Origin of the sequence: Pseudoalteromonas sp. Angola-30, from assembly GCF_028599215.1 — a bacterium.
In the GTDB taxonomy this organism is placed as follows: domain Bacteria; phylum Pseudomonadota; class Gammaproteobacteria; order Enterobacterales; family Alteromonadaceae; genus Pseudoalteromonas; species Pseudoalteromonas atlantica.
Genome location: NZ_JAQREI010000005.1, coordinates 12,605 through 31,523 on the forward strand (window position 1 = coordinate 12,605; position 18,919 = coordinate 31,523).

Sequence of the window (18,919 nt, forward strand, 5' to 3'; positions counted from 1 at the left end):
ATTTATGCGCGTATCATCTTTTACTCGGCTGTTAGCCATACTGTTAACATTGGCAAGTATTTTATTAGCCATCACACTATTTTGGGCAAGCCAAACTTTACTTAAGCTTGAGCAACAAGACAGCGCATACAGTAAATTAAAAAACACGATTTTAGTGGATTTAGCCGGTGACTTAGGCAGTTATCTAGAACAAGGTGATAGCCAATACTTAAATCAATCATCAGCCCTAATTGAACAAGTAAAAACACAGCAACTCACAGTACTCCCCTCGGTACTTGCCGAGCAATTAAATGAGCAGCTCAGCACGTTAGATACCGATATTAAAGGTAAGTACAGAGCGCTGGGTAAATTGTCGGGCAACGAAACGGCGTTACTTGATAATGCAATTCGCCAAATGGCCGGCTCAGCCTCGTCACTGATTGGTTATGCAAAAAAATCCCCTAATCAAAATAGCGATGCGCAAGCTTATTACACACTTGGCGCTGATTACTATAATGAGGTGATCAACCTCGCCTTATTTACTTATCAACTAATCGTAAGTTACGACAGCAATACTGAACAAAGTTTGCAGCAAAGTATTGCTAATTTAAATGCGTTAGCAGGCAAAATAGATCAACTCCCTAATTTAGGTGTTATGAGCGAGGTTGACGAAGATGCTCTATTTTTTGACGAAGAAGCTGAAGATTTGGCCGATGAAATAAAATCTGAAATTACCAGCTGGCCTAACCGCTACCCTCGCGATTTAACCAGTACATTAGCGCAAGCCCAGCAACGTGAAGCCGGCACCAATGAATTGCGTGAGCAAATTAGCTTGCTCTCTAAAACCGTTATTAATGCAGAGCAGCAACTAAAACACGCACAAGGGGCGCTTAAAGAAAACGTATTTTGGGTATTTTGCTTTGCTATTGGCGCTTTGGTGATGCTAGCCGCAGGGGTTTATATTGTGCAGCGTAACCAAGTGCTCAACCCATTAAGGCAACTCAGAGACGGGTTTGCCTTTTTAATTGAAAGTAACGAGCTTAAAAATATTGAAAGTAAGAACCCAAAAACAGAGGTTGGCGAAATAGCCAGTTACTTTAATTTATTAATTGAGCGACAGCGCAAAGAGGCACAAGAGCGTGCCCAAATGCTAAAAGTGGTAAATGATTTTATGCAGCAAATGAGTGATCATTTGCAAACTATTAGTCAAAAAGCGTCTACAAGTCATGGGCAAGTGGAGCAAAACCAACATTTGCTTGCTGATATTCAACAAATTGGCGAGCAGGTAAATAATATTAATGCCCAAGTGGCTGATAACGCCCAACACACTTTTAGTGCAATGGAGCAAAGTTTAGGCTTTGCACAAAGCATGCTAAGTGCCAGTTCAGATACGCAAACACGGGTTGAGCAAAGTATGCAAAACCTACAAGAGCTGCTCGCGGGGGTTGAAGGCGTTGGGCAAATTATTGAAGTGATCCGCAATATTGCCGATCAAACAAACCTACTAGCGTTAAATGCAGCAATTGAGTCAGCACGTGCTGGCGAGCATGGCCGAGGCTTTGCTGTTGTAGCTGATGAAGTACGCCAGCTTGCCCGCCAAACTCAAGGCTCATTAAGCGATATTAATGAGCAGCTCACACTACTGAGCGAAAAGTCGGGCACAGTATCTACACAAATTGCGGCCTTAGCGGATGGCGCGCAGTCGCAAACACAAAACGCGCAAGAGCTAAAAGTAAACTCAGAGGGCGTGGCCGATAACGCTCAGCAAGCCAACAAAGTGGCCTTTGAGGCCATGGAGCTGGCTAAACAGCAAAGTAATTTGCTAGATAACTTTAGCCAGTCAATGCAAAGTATGAAAGGCCAAGTAAGCGAATCAAGCTTACTTGTTGACGATATTCATAGCCAGTTACAACAGCAAATGCAAACCATAAAAGTAAACCTTGGCTTGTAAATACCTGCTAACACAAAGGTAATTAGCGTTATACTGTAGGCTCATTAATCAAATGCTTTAAGGATTTATCATGATTGAACAAGGTCAAACGTTACCCGCAGTTACATTAACGCAGCTAACAGACGAAGGCATGCAAACTCACACTAACGCTGAGCTTTTTAATGGTAAAAAGGTTGTGCTTTTTGCTGTACCGGGTGCATTTACGCCTACCTGTTCAAATGCGCATTTACCTGAATTTATAACCCTTAGTGATAAAATTAAAGCAAAAGTTATTGCGGCAATTTACTGTGTATCAGTTAACGATGCTTTTGTAATGAAAGCGTGGGGAGAATCTCAAAATGCCCAACAAATCGACATGTTAGCAGATGGCGATGGCAGTTTTACTAAAGCGTTAGGGCTTGATAAAGACACCGGGAGTTTCGGTGGAACACGCTCTAAGCGCTATGCAATGATAGTCGACGATAATGTAGTAACAGGACTGTTTGTTGAAAAAGACAAAGAGTTTTCAGTAAGTCGTGCTGAGTCTGTGTTAGAAAAACTATAATCGCATTATTAAAGCCCTAAGTGCATGCACTTAGGGCCTTTTAATTATGGCTGGTATTGGCCACTTAATGTTAAACCCGAAAAGGTTCTGTAAGCGTTAACGCTTAAATGCCACGTACCCGCTTGCGGATTGCTAAACGTACATGTTTCTGCGTTGCCGTTTTTATAAGGACGACAATCGTAGCTAGATGCGGTAGGTTGGCTGCCAAACTTAACAAATAAGTCAGCATCACCTGTACCACCTGAGGTGGTGACTGTAAATGTACTCATTCCTGCTGGCACATCTAAGGTATAGTGCTTCCAGTTACCTGTTGTAGCCGTTACATCGCTCACCGTGCCGCCACCGGCTTCTGGTGTAGTTGAACCGCCACCTGTAGAACCACCTGTAATATTACCCACTAAACTAACGCCAGAATAAGCCGAGTAGCCACGAAGCATTACATGATATGTACCAGCTGTTGGGTTATCAATAGAACACTCCTCGCTATTACCGCCTTTGTACGGACGACAATCGTAGCTTGAGGTAGTTGGTTGGCTGCCTGCGCGTACGTATAAATCTGCATCGCCGCTACCGCCACTCATTGTGAATGTAACATTCGTTGCACCACTTGGCACAGTCATCGTGTAATACGCTTGTGAACTTGCAGCGCCGCTTAAGCCTGTTTTAGCTTCGCCATCTGTCAGTTCGCTATCGCCACCGGTAGGAGGTGTTGTACCGCCACTTGCTGCGGCTACAGCGGCTGCTGCATCAACAATACCTGTACCACAACTTGTACACGTTGCTGGGAATGAGCGGGTGGTCGATTTTAAAATGCTTTCTATTTCATCTGGGGTAGCATTTGGTTTAGCTTGCTTTATCAGGGCTGCAACACCGGCAACATGAGGCGCCGCCATTGATGTACCTTGAGAGAACGCATAGTTATCGCTTGAAGGTGTAGACGAGCCTGAATTATAGGTTGATAAAACGCCTTCAGAGTCGTTTGCAAAGCTTTGTGCGCCGCCCGGCGCTGCAACATCAATATTGCTACCATAGTTTGAATAATATGCTCGTCCGCCGTTACGTCCAACAGAGGCAACATTAACAACGCCACTACAGTTACCTGGGTTATAGTTTGCTGAGTTATCGTTATCATTACCGGCAGCAATAACCACGACTGCACCGTTGCTGCGTGCCGTGTTAATTGCGTTTTGTGTGGTAGAGCTACACGAGCCGCTGCCACCTAAGCTCATGTTAATTACATCAGCAGGGTTTGAGTTGGCAGGAATGCCCGATACACTTCCGCCAGATGCCCAAATAATGCCATCAGCAATGTCTGACGTTAAACCACCACACTTACCAAGAACACGTACAGGCACAACTTTAGCGCCATAAGCCACACCGGCAACACCTTCACCGTTATTAGTAACAGCCGCAACCGTACCTGCTACGTGCGTACCGTGCCAGCTTGAGCCTTGTGCGCCGTTATTTCCACATTCGCCAGCAGCTACAGCATCGCCCGGATCGCGTGCGTCACTGTCGCGACCGCCGCCATCATTTGCTACCGATAGGTTAGAGATCATATCGTAACCCGGTAAAATGTTAGCATTTAAATCAACATGAGGACGGTAGCCAGTATCAAGTACCGCAACCACTACGCCACTGCCCGTTGCAGTATCCCATGCGGTTGGTAAGTTTAGGCCGCCCGCTTGCTCATAGTAGTGCCATTGGTCGCCGTAACGAGGGTCGTTAGGCGTTGCAAATGGTTTTAACATTTGATCCACTTCAATGTATTCAACATTGCCAGAATCAACCATTTCTTGCATAAATTCTTGTGCTTCTGCAGCGCTTAGTTTTTTATCTGCGCGCATAACGTGGTGGTTATTAAGCGCCATAGCACGGATGTACTTCGCTTTTACTTTACCTTTTTTAGAAGCGAAATTTTTTACAAAGCGTTGAGCACGCTTTTTCATATTTGCAGGGCTTGCGTCAGCAGACGAGGTGCTTAGCATATCGTTCGCGCTATTTTTGTACTTAATAATAAACTGAGTTTCAAAACCCGATTGGCTTTGTAGTTTGGCTGTGGTTTCTGCCATAGAGGTAGACACATCTTGGGCAACACTTGCAGATGCTGCAAATACCGTACTAATAGTGAGCGCGATAGCGCAACGCTTAAATGATTTACTTGTTGTCATAATTATCCCTAGTTGTTATTAGTTAGTTCGTAATATTAAATTACGAAACAGAAACAAAGGTAAATGATCTGTTAATTTCTTTAAAATAATAATTGCTTATGTACCTATTTCTTTTAGTTATAACCTAGGTGTACGGTGCCTTTGTCGTTGTTTAGTATTTATCATATAAAACAAAAATAAGTATAAAGGATTGTTATTTTTACACTGTTTAGAAAAGCCCATAACTAGCCTTGGTTACATTTGTTGCTATAAATTTAATAATAAATTCTATTCAGAGTGTTTAAACAAACTTTGCTATAATCGGGCAAATTTTTGAGTAGGGCGAAGTAATGAATCAAGTAGATGTAATTGTGATTGGCGCAGGTGCAGCCGGATTAATGAGTGCAGCACAAGCAGGTTATCGCGGGCGTAGCGTTACAGTGCTTGATATGGGCAAAAAGCCTGGTCGAAAAATTTTAATAAGTGGTGGTGGGCGTTGTAATTTTACCAATGAAAATGCCAGTCCAGAAAACTACTTATGCAGTAACCCTCACTTTGTTAAGTCGTGCTTAAGCCGCTATACACAACACGATTTTATTGAGCTGGTGGACCGCCACGGCTTGGCATACCATCATAAAACCTTAGGCCAGCTGTTTTGCGATAACAGCGCGCAGGATATAGTCGATATACTACTTACCGAATGCGAGTGGGCTGGTGTTAATATTAAATTGCGCAGCGAAGTGTTAAATGTGGCTAAAACCGACATTGGCTACCGTGTTTCCACTGAGCAAGAAACACTGACTTGTGAATCGCTAGTTATCGCATCGGGCGGTTTAACAATGCCCAAGCTTGGCGCCACTCCTATAGGCTATAAAATTGCAGAGCAGTTTGGCTTAAACGTACTACCTACCATGGCGGCGCTTGTGCCATTTACTTTGCATCAACACGATAAAGAGCGCTTTGAAGGGCTTTCAGGAATTAGTATACCGTGCGAAGTGTCTAGCGAAGACGGCACTGTATTTAAAGAGAATATTTTGTTTACTCACCGAGGTTTATCGGGGCCTGCCATATTGCAAATAAGCTCATTTTGGCGAGCGGGGCAGGCAGTAAGCATAAACTTGCTCCCTGATCTCGATTTAAAACAGCAACTGGCTGATTGGCGAGAAACACAAGCCCAAAAATCATTAAAAAATAGCCTTGCGACTATTTTACCCAAACGCTTTATAGACATACTGCACGACAGCAAAGCGATTCCAGATTGTAATATTAATCAGCTTACCCATGCTCAAATAGATGAGTTAGCAAGCTATATTCACGCATGGCAAATAAAACCTAATGGCACAGAGGGCTATCGTACCGCCGAGGTAACTTTGGGCGGCGTTGATACTGATGAGCTGAGCTCTAAAACTTTTGAAGCTAAAAAAGCCAAAGGCTTATATTTTATAGGCGAAGTAACCGATGTAACAGGCTGGCTTGGGGGCTACAACTTCCAGTATGCGTGGAGTTGTGGGTTTGCATGTGGGCAATATGCATAAGTATTTCAGCGTATTGTGATAGATGAGATAAAAATATTACACTCTTAATTAAGGTGATTTTAAAGAGTGTAATATTGGTGCGTATATTTTTGCTGTTAAGTATTGTCGCTACAAGTTTTAATGCATTAGCATCAGAAAACTACAGCGATCATGAAGCGTTTTGCTTGCAACAGCCCAAAACGCACTGTTTAACTTATATTGAAACGCGCCTTAATGAAGTCAAAGATAACCCTGCACAGTGGTACAAAATAAAAACCTACCAATTTGATTACTACTACGACTACCAACAGTTCGAAAACTTACTCAACGCTATTACTCCTTTTTTAGAGCAAGATAAGCTGCCCGATGTATTTAAGCTACAAATGTATTTTTATTACGCGAAAGCACTTAACTATATTGGCAAAAAAGCTGAAGCTAAAACGTATGCCGCTAAAGCGTTTACCCAGTTAGACGGGATATATAATGCTTTTGGTGACCCTTTAAGATTAGTGGAGTTGGCTAACCTACACTATGTGTTTGGTAGTAAAAAAGCAGCGATGCGATTACTAAGAGATGCCGAGCAGCGCTTTGCAAAAAATAACGATCCTATTTTTCATTTAGAGCTGCACATTAACAAAGCGCATATTTACTTAAAGTGGCAGCAATACGAGCACGCAGTAAAAAGTAATTTAATGGCCTATAACGCCATAAAAAACACCAACCACGCTGCTAAAATAGTGCTTGCTAGCGGTAACTTAGCGTACAGTTATCAGCAAAATAAAGAGCATTTAGAAGCTATAAATTATTATAAAACCGCATTCAAATTTACTGAGCCCTCAAGCATTTACCATGCTATTTATAGCTTACGTTTAGCGCAGGTATATTTACAAATAGGTAAAAAGGTACAAGCGAAAGAATGGCTTAGTTGCATTGATAGAAACGCCACCGAGTTTGGTAAAGGCCATGCTGCATTGTATAGCAAGCTGCAGCACGCCCTTAGCAATAATTAATTTGCAATCGCTGCTTTATATGGGGTGTTAACGCCTGCGTAACGCGGGCCAAATATTTCTAAACCTTTAGGGCCTGTAAATTCCTTTGGCGCTGGTAAAATTACAACGGCTACTTTCATGCCTACCTCGTAATTAGGATTAGTAATTGGCGTGCCTGTTTGGCTGTTAATACAGCATATTAAATCAGGAATGGTTACGTGTACTTCGTCATTTAAAAACGCGGCCATGTTTTCGTTTTTAACCGTTATTTTGTAGTTGTTATTTACAAACTCGCCAAGCCCTTTAAGTGTTACTTCGCCTAACGTAAAACCCTCTACGGTGTTAAATTCAAATGTGCTTACCTCACCTTCAAAGGCAACAAAGCCGCCGCCGTGCTTGGCAATTATGTGTGCGGTGTTAGCGTGCTGCTCGTTGGCTTCACGCATTGCTTTACCAAGTTTAAGGGCTTTACTAATGGTGCCATGAATAACCGCGTTTTTCATTTGTTCAATAGGTAAAATATGATCAATGGCTGCAATGTCGTTACGGCTAATTTTAGCTAGTGCTCGCACGACTGTTTCGGCGCGTAAGTCGTCCATTACATTTTCGCAAATAAAGCACTCACCAAATTCATTCGCGGTAATAATGGGCGCTGCGGGTAAGTTATTTAAATAATAGGTTGAATGGGTGATCTCCGGTACTGCGCGCCCAGCGGGGTCGGCATCAATAATATAGCCGTCAAACATTGCAGCTAAGTAAAACGATACTGCGGTGTTTGAGCCGCCAAGCTCACAACAAATAGTGCCATAAATAGCATCGTTACCTGTGTATTCAAGGGTGCGCTGGTAAGCAGCTAAAATAGCGTGCTTAGTGCTACGGGGCAGGTTTGCATACGCGCGTTCTTCTTGTTCACTTAAAGCAGAAATAGCGCCTAACATGTAAGGCGTACAAACAAGCTCACCCGCGGGGACTTCATCGGCACTAATTAGTTTAAAGGTTTTACCCTGTGCGAGTGCTTCGTCAATATAGGCAATGCCTTCACTTAACTCACCGCCGCCGCCAGTGCCTAAAATGGCGCAGCCGTATAAAATATCAATAAGTTGGTCACGATTAAGAATTTGCATGTGTGTATCGCTATTGGTTAACTCATACCCATCCCCAAAACAGATCACTTAATTAAGCGGATTGGTATAAAAACAGCAGGTATTAAAAAAATACCTGCTGTGAAGGTGAAAAAATTAAAATTGGTAACTGAGCTCTATACCGTAACTACGAGGCTTATTAGGTTGGCGCACTAGGTCTGTAACCCCATCGGCCAGTAGAAAAATATCTTCAATAGCGCGCTCATCCGTAAGGTTGTCTACGTAAACTTGAACGCTCCACTGCTCTGATTTGAGCCCTACACCGGCATTTAGGTAGGTATAACGCGACGACTCAACATCAGGAATATCAATACTAAATGTTTTAGGGCCTTCAATTAATAGCTCAGCGCGCGAGAACAGTGACCATTCTCCGTTGAGTGCTAAGTTATGATTTGCCGACAGCCCGTAGTTATACTCAGGCACCCAAAACTGTGGCCTGCCAGCCAGTTCGGGGCGCAGTGCAAAGCGTTTAATTTCTGAATCAACAATACCTGCACTGAGGTTAATACTTAAATTGCTGGTGGCAGCAAAGGCTGCTTCTAGCTCTAAACCTTTGGTTTGTACTTCGTCAATAGAGAGGTTTTCAAGAGTGAAGGTATCTATATTAAATTGGGTAAATTGCGCATCGTCTTGCTCAATAATAAACGCGGCGCCATTAAGGGTAACTTTGTTATTAAACAAAGCAGTTTTAAAGCCTATTTCGTAGCTGTCAGAAATTTCTTTATCAAAGGTGCGGCTAATACCGTCGGCTGGCTCGTTAAAGCCCCCACTTCTAAAACCACGCGAGTAGCCGGTGTAAAGCAGTAGGTCGTCATTCATTTGGTACGCTAAGGTAACTTTAGGCTGTAATTGGCTAAACGATTTTTTAGCGTAAGTGGCGTCTTTATTGGTTGGGTCGAACGACTCGCGAGTATCGTGATCGTAACGCATCGCACCGGTGAGCTCTAACTGCTCGTTTATATCGTAGTTAAACTGCCCAGCAAGTGCCCATGCATCGCTGCTGTTGTTGTCGATAATTGAAAGGTAGGGCTCGTCGCTGGCAAAATCTGCACGCGTTAAAATTTCGGCATCGGTAAAATCATCGTAAAATAATACCGCAGTATCGCGGTCGCGCTGTTGATAAAACGCCGACACTGACCATCTAAAAGTCTGATCCGACTGGGATATAAACCGCGACTCTAGCGTTAACGATTCAATATCGTATAATCCTTCAGTACCAAATGGGGCTCTAAAAAAGCCATCTTCGTCAATAAAAGTGGCATCGGCAGAGTAGTCGCCATCGTAAAAGTGCTCGTTTTCTGAATTGCTGTACGCAGTTACAAACTCAAATTTACCTAAATCGTAATGTTGGGTTAGCTTGGCGCTTAGCTCATACACATCACGCTCATCTTGGTTAATAATATTTTGTGAGGTATTAATTGAAAAGTCTTCAATGGTGTCATCGCTCACCCCTTGGTAGTAAGCAAACCCAGCTTCGCTTGAGGTGTATTTACCTTTAAGATTTATTGAGGTGTTTTCGCTTAGCTCAAACTCTAACTGTGAAAAAACCGATTGCTCTTTTAACGGGTCGGCGTAATCGCCTGTGTAGGTATTTTTAATCAGCCCGTCGGTATCTTTAATGTAACCACCGGCTCTAAAATAAGCGGTGTTTTCATCGTTAAGCGAACCCGATACAACCGCATTCAAATTATACGTGTTGCCATTACCTACAGAGCCTTTAATTTTACCTTCAAAGTCTTCAATAGGTTTTTTAGTTGTCACAATAACCGCACCACCAATGGCGCCGCGGCCATACAGTGCGCCTTGAGCACCACGCATAACTTCAATACGTTCAATATCAACTAGGTCTTGGTTTATAAACTCTAAATCGGGGGCGGTAACACCATCAACTACAAACGCTAATGGCGGATCGCCCACCTGCGGTGTAATTAAGCCACGAATAGTAATACGGGCAAGGCCGGGCCTAAAATTATCGAGCTGCGATAAGTTGGGAGTTAAATTAGCAACATCACGAAAGTTAGTAATACGTGATTTTTCGATTGTCTCGGCGCTAAATGCGGTAACAGAGTCGGGCACGTTTTGTATCGACTCAACACGCCCGCGCGACATCACCGAAATTTTTTCTATAGTGTCAGTTACTGTTTGTTGTTGTTCTTGCGCATGCACATAGTTTATGCACGACAGGGTAACTGCCGATGCTAATAGTGTTTTACGAAAGCGTATTTTGTTGTATCTGCTCATGTTCTATGTCCTAATGTGACTATCATGGTGATGTTACTTAGTGATAAACATTGTCGCTTTTTCAGACAAAATAATATTTTGTAAACCCTTAATACAGCACACACAAATTGCTGAAAATAACGCTTAAGCGCGTAATTTTATGTATTTGTTGACCTTAAATTTACAAAATTAATTATTATTAAATGTGAAACCGGTTATGAAAAAAACGATAAAAATAGACAGGTATAATCAAAAAATACTGGCAATTCTGCACCTAACTGCCGATTTAACAAACGTTGAATTGGCCGAGCAAGTTAACTTGTCGCCCAGTGCCTGTTTTCAGCGAGTAAAAGCATTAAAAGAGGCGGGATATTTTAGAACCTTTCATGCTGATATAAATTTAGAGCAAATTTGTGAGCACGTGTTTGCCTATATGGAATTTACCCTAGAGGACAATAACCTAGCAGCACGGCGTAAGTTTTTAGCTGACATACACAACATCCCCGAAATAATGGATTGCATGCAACTAAGTGGCGATATTGATTATATTTCTTTTTGTTGCTTTGCCGATATTCAAGCGCTTAATGCAATGTGCGACAGGCTAACCGGCAGCTCACAGTATGCAATAAAAAAGCTGACTACACGCATAGTGCTTGAGCGCGCTAAGTTCTTTTTAGGCTACCCGCTGGAAAAACTTAAATGGCGAGACGAAATGAAAGTAGACGATGAAGAGTAGCCCCCTAATTTAGAGTAATAAAAAGGCGCTTTATGCGCCTTTTTATTGTTTAAAGTTATTGCTGAACAACCGGTTTGGGCGCAATGGCTTTTGCAAACAGGGTATAAATAACGGCCGTTAATATAATGGCGTCAATCACGGTAATACCACTCATTGATACGTTAAATAAAGCGCCATTACACACCGCATATGCCGCGCCTACAAACCATGCGCTAAATGCGGGAAGTGAAAAGTTAGCGTTATTTGCCAAAGCCGCTGCGTTATAAGCATGGGGTTTAATAAACAGTGCATCAACAATAATTACGCCCGCTACCGGTACAAAAATATCAGACAAAAACGCTAAAAAGCTTATAAACATATCTAAAATATTTATAAAGGCTGCGCCAATTCCCACCAAACCTAATAACACAATAACCCACTTTTTATGCCAATGCGGGAAGGTAGCCTCCACGCTAAGTGCGGTACTGTAAAGGTTTAACGAATTTAAAATCCAGCTGCCTGCTATCACAATAAAAAACGCTGAAAACCCTAAATTAAGCGCAAGCATTAAGCTTAATATTTCGGTTTCTTGCATGGCGGCTGCGGCAAATACAGCCACAAAAATAACCAAAAGCTCAATAACCATATACGCAATAAATGAGGTGTACACGCCGCCACGTTTTTGCTTAGAAAAACGGGTTATGTCGGGCAATATTATTGCGCCAATAATAACGCCGCCAACAATGGCAGCTACACCATCTTCAAGAGAAAGCACTGCTGATTTTTCTAAATTAATAAAATCAACCAGTGGCATACTATCGAGCGCGCCAAAAAGCATCATAGCGGTGACCGCAGCCAAAATAGGGATCATGATAGAGGCCAGCACATTAATGGCTTTAAACCCATACAGTGTGGTTATGAGCATGGCGCAACCTGCGACTATATCGATGGGCCATTCGGGCATAATAATATTAAATTCTGCACTGAGTAAGCGCACCACGGCATTAGAAAACAAATCAATATTTACGCCAAACCAGCCAATTAATGATAAAGCAAAGGCAATATTAACAATGCCCGCGCCAGCATTACCAAACGCTATTTTTACCAATAAATAAGAGCTTAAGCGGCTTTTTACACCTATGGTGCCCATAGCCCCACCAATAAGGGTTAATATAAGTGAGCCAATAACTAACGCCCACAGTGTATTACTCACACTTGAACTTTGATGTATTTCTAGGCCGGTGATAAAAGTGGGCAGCGAAAAGCTGAGCATAGCGGCTATGGCTGCAATGCGCGGCCAGGCAACAAGTTCGTTGCTATTAATAGTGTGGGGGTCGTTCCCGTTTGGCATTGCCTGTTTCTCTTTTTTATTATCTTTTATATTACTATACGCCGCTGGCGTGCAAAATTTTTTATTATTAGGTGTTTATTCAAAATATGAGGTTTAAAAAGTAGGGCGCGCACAAAATTATATTTTGTGGTGATTATTTTTAGGGTATTAAAGGCGTAATCATTTAGGCAAAAAAAACCGCCAAAAAGGCGGTTTAAAGGTCTACACAACACAATTAAATGTTTTACCTTATTGGGTTATTTTAATAACGCCAACACATCAAAGCAGGCACCCATAGTATGGTAATCCGTTTTACCAATTGGGCTTTTCATGGTATCTATTTTTTTGTTATCTACGGTTAAAATTCTAAACCACGCACCGTATTGATGATCAACTAAGTGCTGCCACGAGTACTGCCAAATTTTGTCATACCACTGCTGGTATTTTTCATCCCCTGTGGTTTCATAAAGGTAGGCTGCACAGCACAGTGTTTCGGCTTGCACCCAAAAGTACTTGTCGTCATCACATATGCTTTTATCTGGCGCAAATCCGTAACAAATACCGCCGTGTTGTTTATCCCACGCAACGTCTATTGAATTATCAAATAACGCTTGAGCGCGCTCTACAAGCCAAGTTTGTGGCTTATGCTTATTTAAAAACATTAGTAGCTTTGACCACTCAGTTTGGTGACCTGGCTGAAAACCCCACGGGCGAAACAAATTTTTAGGGTCGTCTTTGTTGTACTCTAAATCAACCTGCCAATTTATATCGTAGTGCTCCCAAATAAGCCCACCCATTAAATTAGCTTGGCGATTAACCATGTTATCAGCCAGTGTGAGCGCGCGATTTAAAAATAGCTCATCTTGAGTTGCTTCATAAGCGGCAATAAGAGCTTCACAGGTATGCATATTGGCGTTTTGCCCGCGATACGGATCGCACTTAGTAAAGTCACTGTTGTGCTGATCTTTATATAAACCCGCTTTTGCATCCCAAAAATGTGTTTCCATTGTTTGAAATGTATCGTTTAGGTATTCGCGTGCCTCTGTAACACCTACGCGGTATGCCCAACTGTAGGCTAAAATCACGAACGCAAAGCCATAGCAGTGGTTGGTATCATCAAGTACAGTGGCGTTACCATGCTCAACACTCAATAACCAATTGTAACCGCCTGTTTGCTCAACAAAATGGTGCTTACGAATAAACTCAATACCCGATTTAACACGGTTCAGGTACTTTTCGTCATTAAAGGTTTGATACGCACGTGCATAGTTAAATACAAACCGAGTAGAGCTTACTAAGTGGCGAGTTTGCTTATCAAATACCTCACCATTATCCGAAAAGTTTTGGTAAAAACCGCCGTGTTCGTCGTCTATGTTTGGCTCGTAAAACGCCAGCGTATCGGCAATATGTTCTGTTAAAAATTCGCGGCTTTTAAAGTTATCAGGTGTGTGGCTCATAGTGCGCTCCTAAAATCGTTAAGCGATTTTTCGTTAGGAAGAGACGTAAATGCCCCTTTGTAAGATGCTGCATGAGCACCACATAACGAAGCAAATTCAAAAATAGTTGTTAGTGTTTCGGGGTTGTCGCAAAGCTTACTAAAAGAGCTAGGTGTCAGGTTTTGTAAGCCTAGTTGATACAACAATCCACCTACAAACGCATCTCCTGCGGCGGTAGCATCAACCATAGTAACCTTTTTAGGGTGAAGCGTTTGCTTGGCATTTTTGGTATACCAATGCATCGGGTTGCCTGCATCGGTAACCACAAATAACTCACAGCCATTATTGAGAGTGTCGGCTATAAATTCTTCACCCGTTTGCTCACCCGCTAAGTATTCAAGCTCTTCTTTAGAGGCTTTAATAATAGAGCAGTGTTTTAACAGGGGTAAAATGTGTTCACGCGGGTTAGCATTACTAGGCCATAAGTTGAGGCGTAAGTTAATATCAAAACTGACAATTGAGTTATTTTGCTTGGCAAATTCAACCCCATACGCGGTGGTTTTACGTATGCGCTCGTCGGTTAAGGTATTTGAGCAAATATGAAAGATATCGCATTGCTCAAACCATTCACTGCTAAAGTCACTATTAGTAAAGTGCAGATCGGCGGTGTTATCACGGTAAAACTCAAACGTACGGTCGCCGTCCTTATCAAGTGATACAAACGCAAGGGCGGTTTTTGCTTGGTCGGTAAAGCGCATAAAGTCGGTTTTTACGCCTTGCTCTTTTAAGGCGTTATGTAAAAAATCACCAAAGCTGTCGGTGCTTAGCATGCCAGCAAAGTAGGCGTTACCACCTAGCTTTGCAATAGCTACGCTTACGTTTGCAGGCGCACCGCCTGCAAACTTAGTAAACGCTTCGTGCTCGCTGTTGTTTTGGCTTAATTTATCAGAGAGTAAATCAACCAATACTTCACCAAAACATATTGTGTGTTTCATAATGCTGCCTTAGTTATTAATCAAGTAGCCAATGCAGCGCAATAGCGGCTGTCCATGAGAAATCTTTACCACCACAGCCAGCGCCTGTTTCTGGGTTAAAATATTCGTAGTAACCCGATTTAAGCACTAAATCGCGCGTGTCGTCCTGAATTTTATCTGCCGTGGTTACAAACCCTGCTTCTTTAAGGCCGATGGCTATCATCCAGTTAATGTGTAACCAAATAGGGCCGCGCCAGTAACGCTGTGGCTCGTATTTTTCTTCTTTAGGGTGGGTAGATGCCACACTAAATTGACTCGACTCAATAAAATCTTCTGTCGCGGTATTAATAATACGCGTTTGCTCGTCAGTTGTTAAACCAGCATAAACGGTTAGTAGTGCTGCTGATGTCTTAACTTTAGCTAGGCTGTTGGTTAACACGTTTTTACAGTAAAAGTATTCGCTTTGCTCACACCATAACGTGTTAATTGCTGCTTGAGTTAGTTCTAGACGCTGTGCTAAATAATCGGTACGAGCATCGTTTAAACCGAGCTGTTCACCCATTTTGAGTAAATCTTTTGTCGCACGGTGCAAAATAGCAATAATACCTAGATCGTTCATTTTGTACGGGCAGGTTTCGTAAATTACTTTGCTATCAAAATTGTTACGTTTAAAAAAGTCTACTAGGTATAAGAAACGGTCGTACTCGCTTTTATGCGGGCGCTGCGACGAATCAACATGGCTGGTGTCGCGGCGGGTGTATTCCCAATCAACACCAGGTACAGCTTCAAGGGCATCATCCCACGATGGGCTGTTATCCATACCCGATTCCCACGGGTGATAAGTGACCACTAAGCCTGTGTTTTCAGGATCGCGGTCGTTGTACCACCATAAATGGTAATCAACAACTTGAGAAAATAATGCTTTAACTTTTTGCTTTGCAAGGGCTTTATCTTGTGCGCTGGCAAGCATTTCTTTCATTACTGTTGCCACAACGGGTGGCTGCGAAATAGACGTACTTTTAATTTTTTTATCAGAGCCCCACACATCTGGACCAGGGAAGTAGGTAGTTGAATCCTTATGAAATAAGATATGTGGCACCATGCCATCATCCCACTGGCCTGAAAATAACACATCAATTTCTTGCCACGCACGGCTCTCGTCAGACTTCATCCACCCTAGGGCTGTAATCGCTGAATCCCAGTTCCACTGAAACGGGTAAAGGCCATGCGTAGGGACGGTATAGCCACCTAAATCGTTTGCTATAAGTGTTTTAGTAGCAAGTTCTGTAAGCGATGCCGCTGTGGCTGCATCAAGTTTACCGTTGATTGTAGTAGTCATATTGGGTGCTCTTTGTGTATTATTTTCGATTTGGATAATATTAAAGCACTCATTATGGGTTGTAAATGTTTTTTTTCTGTGCTTAAATCCTGTTCGAAGTAACAAAAAACTAACATGTATACTTGATTATTTCGCACTTACTTAGCCACACTCTGAGTAATTACACAGACAACTAGCACAATTGGAGAATACCCGTGAATAAAACTACGATCGCCTCTATTGTATCTTTATGCCTCACACAAGGCGCGTTTGCCGCAGAAGAGACTGCGCCAGATACAGCAAAAAAAGAAAATAACGTTGAACGTATTATCGTCTCTGGTACCAGCAAAGGACGCGTTATTTCAGATACCCCACAGTCAGTAACCTCTATTAGCGAAGATGAGTTAATAAAGCTTTCATCAAGTAGCCAAGCAGATGTATTACGTTATATCCCTGGTATTAAAGTAGAAGGGGGCGGTGGTGAGGTTGGAACAAACCTACAAGTAAGAGGCTTACCTTCATCGGGTCAGTTTCAGTTTACGCCACTGTCGTACGACGGTTCACCTAGTTTGAGTGTTTTTGGCTTAAACTCATCGGCGTTTGATGTGTACTACCGAAACGACTTAGGTATTGAGCGTGTAGAGTTTGTGCGTGGCGGTGTGTCTAACTTATTTGGTCAAGGTTCTGTAGCGGGTATTATTAACTATATTTCTAAAACGGGCAGCGATGATCCGCAAAGTACTGCGCAAATGGAGCTTTCTGATCAGGGCCGTACCCGTTTAGATTTTGCTACAAGCGGGCCGCTAAACGAAGATGGCCTTTATTATGCGCTGTCAGGCTTTTACCGTTACGATGAAGGCCCGTTAGATACAGGGCTTGAGACTAAAGGCACTCAGCTGCGCGGTAATATTCGTAAAGAATTTGATGACGGCTCTGGCTCATTTACTGTGTATGGCCAATACATTGATGACCAAGCACAGTTTTACCTGCCTATTCCGCTTGATGGCGACAGCCGCGAACGCTTAACTGGTAACGATGGACGCGAAGTGGAGTCATTACAAACTGCTAATGTGTCTAACCTGTCCTACGATACTGCCAATGGTCGTTATGAATCGCCAATTAGTGATGGTGTGGTAACTAAAGGTGGCTCTATTTCAGTGGTGTTTGAAAAAGAGCTCGCTAACGATTTTGCTATTAACATGCGCAGTAAATACGCAAAGTACCAACACGAATTTAATCTATTTTTAGATGGCGACGGTATTATTAATGTACCTGAGAGCCAAGAAGAGTTTTTAGCTAACCGTGGCTTAGGTGATGTAAGCGATGCAGCGTTTACTTACACTGCATCGGGGCAGGCACTGGCAAGCGATGACTTATTATTTGCTAACCGTATTTTAGATAGAGACCGCCCAGCAGAGGATTTCTCTGCCGAATTTAATATTGTTAAAAGTATTTTTGTTGGCGATTTTAGCCACGATATTACCGTAGGTACGTTTTTCTCTCACAGTGAAGCCGATGACGATAACGTTATTACGACCTACTTGGGGGAATTTAACAATAACCCAGAACTGGTTGATTTAACGTACACCAATGCCGATGGTGATGTTGTTCAGTACACACAAAATGGTATTAGTGGCCCAGGTATTTCTTACACCAACCAAACAATTAGCGCTACCCGCCGTGCGCTTTATGTAGCGGACCAAATGGAAAGCGATGATTGGATTATCGACTTTGGTGTTCGTTATGAAGAAATTGACGGCAAAATTAGCCGTGAAGGCAGCCAAGTTGTACAAATTTCTGATGATCCATCACTTGCGCCTAATTTACAGGTAAACACCACAGGCAGTGGTGTAATGACCTACGGCGAAGTAGACACCTCTGAATTTGCGGTATCGGGTGCAGCGTTATATCGCTTAACCGATAACTTAAACGTATATGCGAATGCATCTCGCGGGTTTTTCTTCCCAGAAATTAGAGGGATTCAGTTTAATGATTTAGGTGAGCCTGCCAGCTACGAAGCCGAAATTGTTGAACAAGGCGAGCTTGGTATTAAGTTTTTTGATAACGACTTTAGCGGTAGCATTGCGTTATTTAGAACCGACTTAAAAGACAGACGCAGCGTAGACTTTGTTAACGATGGCAACGGTGGCGTATTAGAGCTGCCTGTTATGCAATCAACCAAAGCAACGGGTGTGGAGCTTACTGGTCGCTACGATATTACCGACGAGTGGGCGGTTGATGCCAACATGACTTACACTGACCACGAATTTACTGAGTTTGACTCAGACCCTTCTATTATTGGTAACGAGTTACGTCGTAAACCAAAAGTATTATTTAACTCTTCTATAAGCTACACCGCAGATAATTGGGATGCTGCTTTGTATCATAACTTTACAGGTAAAAACTTTGCTAACGATGCAAACTCTGTAGAGCTTGATTCATTCCACTTGTTTAGATTTGATGCGGGTTATAACTGGCAAATCGCCCCAGAGCAAACCGTACGTTTAAGCGTAGGGGTATTTAATTTGTTTGACTCTGATGGTGTTACCGAAGGCTCGCCGCGTTTAGGCAACAGCCAAACGTCAGACAATCCTTACTTTGTAGGCCGTCCAATTCTCCCACGACGCGTTACATTTAGAGTCAAATACGACTTTTAA

Annotated in this window: 13 protein-coding genes; 6 read left to right on the forward strand and 7 right to left on the reverse strand. The window is 42.6% G+C overall.

What is annotated here, in order from left to right:
• Window positions 1-4 precede the first annotated feature (4 nt).
• Both PSH54_RS08645 and PSH54_RS08650 read left to right on the forward strand, forming a co-directional pair.
• Window positions 5-1,930: a methyl-accepting chemotaxis protein gene (locus tag PSH54_RS08645; protein ID WP_273605955.1), complete on the forward strand. Its 1,926-nt coding sequence runs from the start codon at window positions 5-7 to the stop codon at window positions 1,928-1,930.
• Window positions 1,931-2,000: 70 nt separating this feature from the next.
• Window positions 2,001-2,474 carry a peroxiredoxin gene (locus tag PSH54_RS08650; RefSeq protein ID WP_273605956.1) on the forward strand — a complete coding sequence of 158 codons (474 nt, stop codon included), beginning with the start codon at window positions 2,001-2,003 and terminating at the stop codon, window positions 2,472-2,474.
• A gap of 44 nt (window positions 2,475-2,518) precedes the next feature.
• Here PSH54_RS08650 and PSH54_RS08655 read toward each other — a convergent pair whose 3' ends face one another.
• On the reverse strand, window positions 2,519-4,645 hold the full coding sequence (locus PSH54_RS08655; RefSeq protein WP_054982285.1) for a S8 family peptidase: 2,127 nt from the start codon (window positions 4,643-4,645) through the stop codon (window positions 2,519-2,521).
• Between the two features lie 329 nt (window positions 4,646-4,974).
• On the opposite strand from PSH54_RS08655, the gene PSH54_RS08660 reads away from it, so the two are divergent.
• The gene (locus PSH54_RS08660; RefSeq protein WP_273605957.1) at window positions 4,975-6,159 is read left to right on the forward strand and encodes an NAD(P)/FAD-dependent oxidoreductase; all 1,185 of its coding nucleotides are present in this window, start codon (window positions 4,975-4,977) and stop codon (window positions 6,157-6,159) included.
• A gap of 77 nt (window positions 6,160-6,236) precedes the next feature.
• Entirely contained in the window at window positions 6,237-7,148 is a 912-nt protein-coding gene (locus PSH54_RS08665) for a tetratricopeptide repeat protein (RefSeq protein ID WP_273605958.1), read from the forward strand.
• Here the strand turns inward: PSH54_RS08665 and PSH54_RS08670 are convergent.
• Window positions 7,145-8,251 carry a DUF917 domain-containing protein gene (locus PSH54_RS08670; protein ID WP_256851404.1) on the reverse strand — a complete coding sequence of 369 codons (1,107 nt, stop codon included), beginning with the start codon at window positions 8,249-8,251 and terminating at the stop codon, window positions 7,145-7,147. The two genes, PSH54_RS08665 and PSH54_RS08670, sit on opposite strands and share 4 nt — an antisense overlap.
• A gap of 114 nt (window positions 8,252-8,365) precedes the next feature.
• Entirely contained in the window at window positions 8,366-10,510 is a 2,145-nt protein-coding gene (locus tag PSH54_RS08675) for a TonB-dependent receptor (RefSeq protein WP_273605959.1), read from the reverse strand.
• Between the two features lie 196 nt (window positions 10,511-10,706).
• Here PSH54_RS08675 and PSH54_RS08680 point away from each other — a divergent pair, with 196 nt between their 5' ends.
• On the forward strand, window positions 10,707-11,225 hold the full coding sequence (locus PSH54_RS08680; protein ID WP_024031376.1) for an Lrp/AsnC family transcriptional regulator: 519 nt from the start codon (window positions 10,707-10,709) through the stop codon (window positions 11,223-11,225).
• Window positions 11,226-11,280: 55 nt separating this feature from the next.
• Here PSH54_RS08680 and PSH54_RS08685 read toward each other — a convergent pair whose 3' ends face one another.
• From PSH54_RS08685 to PSH54_RS08700, 4 genes are all read right to left on the reverse strand, one after another.
• Window positions 11,281-12,555: a purine-cytosine permease family protein gene (locus PSH54_RS08685; RefSeq protein ID WP_273603474.1), complete on the reverse strand. Its 1,275-nt coding sequence runs from the start codon at window positions 12,553-12,555 to the stop codon at window positions 11,281-11,283.
• A gap of 236 nt (window positions 12,556-12,791) precedes the next feature.
• A complete protein-coding gene (locus PSH54_RS08690) occupies window positions 12,792-13,991 on the reverse strand; it encodes an AGE family epimerase/isomerase (protein ID WP_273605960.1) in 1,200 nt (399 codons plus the stop codon).
• Complete coding sequence (locus tag PSH54_RS08695) at window positions 13,988-14,965, reverse strand: carbohydrate kinase family protein (RefSeq protein ID WP_256846124.1); 978 nt, start codon at window positions 14,963-14,965, stop codon at window positions 13,988-13,990. The genes PSH54_RS08690 and PSH54_RS08695 overlap by 4 nt, the downstream gene beginning before the upstream one ends.
• A 16-nt stretch (window positions 14,966-14,981) precedes the next feature.
• Entirely contained in the window at window positions 14,982-16,283 is a 1,302-nt protein-coding gene (locus tag PSH54_RS08700) for an MGH1-like glycoside hydrolase domain-containing protein (protein WP_273605961.1), read from the reverse strand.
• Window positions 16,284-16,477: 194 nt separating this feature from the next.
• Here PSH54_RS08700 and PSH54_RS08705 point away from each other — a divergent pair, with 194 nt between their 5' ends.
• A complete protein-coding gene (locus PSH54_RS08705) occupies window positions 16,478-18,919 on the forward strand; it encodes a TonB-dependent receptor (RefSeq protein ID WP_273605962.1) in 2,442 nt (813 codons plus the stop codon).